Raw genomic sequence first — 3,144 nt, 5'->3', positions numbered from 1 at the left:
CGGGAGTGAGAGCGATGATATACTTTTTAGCGGGCATGGATGCCTCCTTCACCGCAAAGTATACCCATCCATGTAAGCTAACGAAGTGCGGCACTAGGTAGTTGAACTCGTAGGGCCGCTTGGGCAGCTCGATCTTGGGGCGCTCGACTGTCAACTTCTTCTCTTTGCCGTCGCGCAGCACGGTGAGTGCCACTTTCTCACCGGGTTTTACGGCAGAGAATGCCATCAAGAGCGCCGCTGTCATGGTGATGGGCTTCCCCGCCGCCTCGGTGATCAGATCATCCTGTGCGATCCCCGCTTTGTCCGCTGCGCCTTCATCGCGCAGGAACGCCACACTCACGCCTTTTTCGCCGTCGCGCACAAACGCCCCGATCAGTGTCCCCAGATCCGGTGCCTCGTCGGGCTTGGCCTCATCGAGCGTCACCGAGAGCTCTTGTGGCTTACCGTCGCGTAGCACCGTCAGTGCGACCGTCTCGCCAGGGTTGGCATCGCGGATTTTGGCAATCAACTGCCGGTAGGCAAGGGGCGCGCTCTTCAGTGCCGTGATCACATCGCCATTTTTCAGCCCCGCTTTCTCCGCTGCGCCGCCTTTGACGACTTGCGAGACTTTGATCGCCCCCGCAACTCGGGGCTCCTCATCTTGCCCGATAATTCCGAGCGAGCCGTACTTGGGCTGTGCCCCCTGCCCAATCTTCTCGCAGTCAACAATGGCAAAGACGGTGTTGGGATTCTTCGCGTAGAAATCCAGCCCGACGCGGCCAAGCTTGCTTGTGGGCAGGCCATTGGTGAGTTTTTTCCAGCTCTTGCCGCCGTCGGTGGTCTTGTAGATTCCGGCGTGCTTGCCCCACTTCACCTCCGGGTCGTAGCCATCGGTGCCATCGGGTGGCTTGAGGACGGACCAGGCATCGAACTCATCGCGCTTGCGCTCCCAGAGTGCCACGAGCATTGTATTGGGATCGCCGGGCTTAACAGCAATATCAATCACGCCGGTCTTGTTGTCAAAATACAGAACTTTTGCCCAGCTCTTGCCGCCGTCGGTAGTTTTGTAGAGGCCGCGCTCCTCACTCTCTCCGTAGAGCCGCCCGAGCGCCCCGACATAGACCGTGTTGGGATCTCTGGGGTCAATCACGATATCACCGACCTGGTACGAGCCCTTCAGCCCCATGTTCTGCCAAGTCTTGCCACCGTCGAGGGACTTGTAGACCCCATCGCCGTAGCTCACCGAGTTACGAGGGTTGTTCTCGCCCGTGCCCACCCAGACAACTTTTGGATCGCTCTGCGCCACCGCCACGGCTCCAATCGAGACACTGCTCTCTTTATCGAACTGGTGCTCGAAAGTGGTGCCATTATTGGTCGTCTTGAGTAGCCCGCCAGAGGCCGTCGCGATCCAGTAAAGATTTGGGTCCGCCTCATAGACCGTCATCCCTACAATGCGCCCACCCATAGTGGGCGGGCCGAGCGAGCGCCACTTGAGGGCTTTTATCCAGCTCTCAGGAACCGTGACAGGCGCGGCAGGCAGCGATGCGGCTTGCGGGGGAAGTGTGTAGACAAGGGCGGGGGGAAGGGAAAAGGAAAACATGCCCTGTTGTACCTGAATCGGGGGGGCTCAGGCCAGCAACATCTACCCAATAGAAAAAAGAGGGCGCTGGCTGAGCAGTCTCAGGGGGGGCCATGCGGCGCTGATGGCACGGGAGCATCTCTTGGCGCGCGTGATAATGTTCAGCACCCCCAAGGACTACAGCCACCGCTACAGGCAGCCCGCTGCCTGGTACACGACTCCCAAGACTCCGCTTGCGCGCTATCTTTTGCGCGCTACCTTACGCAGCAGCTCGAAATTCTGGAAAAGCTCGGCCTGACCAAACTAGGGGCTCCGGTGACGGTGGTATGCCCAAGGACGAAAATAAAAAGCCGCTCTTTGCGGCTGTCTGGACCTACATGCTCGTGACGACTCCCTCCGCTAAAGCAGAGAGCTTCTGAAATTATGTCTAGGACACAATCACAAAAACCACAACGCTAAGCATCAGGCTTCTTAGGAAACGCATGAGGCAACCCTCTACGTTAGCTCCTAAAGGCTCCGTCCGAGCCGTATATCTAAATTTTAACAGGAGTATCTTAGCCGCCACATAACAGCCTACATCCGCAACGTAACTAACGCTCTCATCATGAGGGCTTACTCAGGCCCCTAAAATCGAGGAAACTTTACGTTGCTAAACTGCCTGTAAACATCGGTCGTAAGAACACACTAGTTTACCACTAAAGAAACGGAAAATCAATGAATCAAGAGTTTAACCAGGCTTCCCCGAAGCCTTCGGCAGAGAGGTCGCCGATTCCCCCGTCAGCTAAAGCAGACAGTCCCCTCGGTCGGGAATCTATGGAGAAATAGCTCCAGACTATTGGTCTGATCCAAACGATTCATTGGACAGGGTAAAAACCTGCGCCTACAATAGCGGCATGCATAACAAATCCACGGTGGAAGAAATTCGGAGACGCTTCGATGCGGATGTCGAGCGCTTCTCGAACTTAGAGACGGGTCAGACGGCGACAATGGACGCGGCTTTAGCACTGGAGCAGATCGCGCAGACCGCCGCCGCCGTGACGCCTCGTGCGAAACACCTTCTCGATCTAGGCTGCGGCGCGGGCAACTACACGCTCAAGCAGCTTCAGGCTCTGCCAAACTGCGACTGCACACTTGTGGATCTCTCCCAGCCCATGCTGGATCGCGCGAAAGAGCGCGTCTGTGCCGCCACCACGGGCAGCGTCACCACGCTCCAGACCGACCTACGGGCGCTCGAACTCGCCCCCGAGTCTGTGGATATTATTCTGGCCGCCGCCGTTCTGCACCATCTTCGGGAAGAGAGCGAGTGGGAGGCGGTTTTTACTGCGCTCTACGCCGCGCTGCGTCCCGGTGGGGCGTTCTGGATCTTTGACTTGGTCGAGCACTCCGACACGACCGTGCAAAAACTCCAGTGGGAGCGCTACGGCGAGTATCTCACGGGCTTCAAAAGCGATGTCTATCGCGAGCAAGTCTTTGCCTACATCGCCAAAGAACTTTAGTTTCCGCTAATTGCGGGGGACTTTTCAGTCTTTTTTTGCCGACGATGCGCCGCGATCCCCACCGGCAAATGGGCAAAAACAGAGCGCTTA

At 57.3% G+C, this 3,144-nt stretch carries 2 protein-coding genes; one reads left to right on the top strand and one right to left on the bottom strand.

The window, feature by feature from the left end; genetic code table 11:
- Positions 1–1,579, bottom strand: a 1,579-nt coding sequence (locus ACH2ED_RS21895) for a PDZ domain-containing protein (protein ID WP_395094860.1), incomplete at its 3' end; no start/stop codon positions are given.
- An 872-nt stretch (positions 1,580–2,451) separates the two neighbouring features.
- Between ACH2ED_RS21895 and ACH2ED_RS21890 the strand changes: the two genes are divergently transcribed.
- Complete coding sequence (locus ACH2ED_RS21890) at positions 2,452–3,054, top strand: class I SAM-dependent methyltransferase (RefSeq protein WP_395094859.1); 603 nt, start codon at positions 2,452–2,454, stop codon at positions 3,052–3,054.
- The last annotated feature ends 90 nt before the right edge of the window (positions 3,055–3,144 follow it).

The sequence above is a fragment of the Armatimonas sp. genome, from assembly GCF_043757465.1.
In the GTDB taxonomy this organism is placed as follows: Bacteria; Armatimonadota; Armatimonadia; order Armatimonadales; family Armatimonadaceae; genus Armatimonas.
Note: the sequence above shows the minus strand (reverse complement) of the source record. Positions and strands in the feature narration are given on the sequence as shown.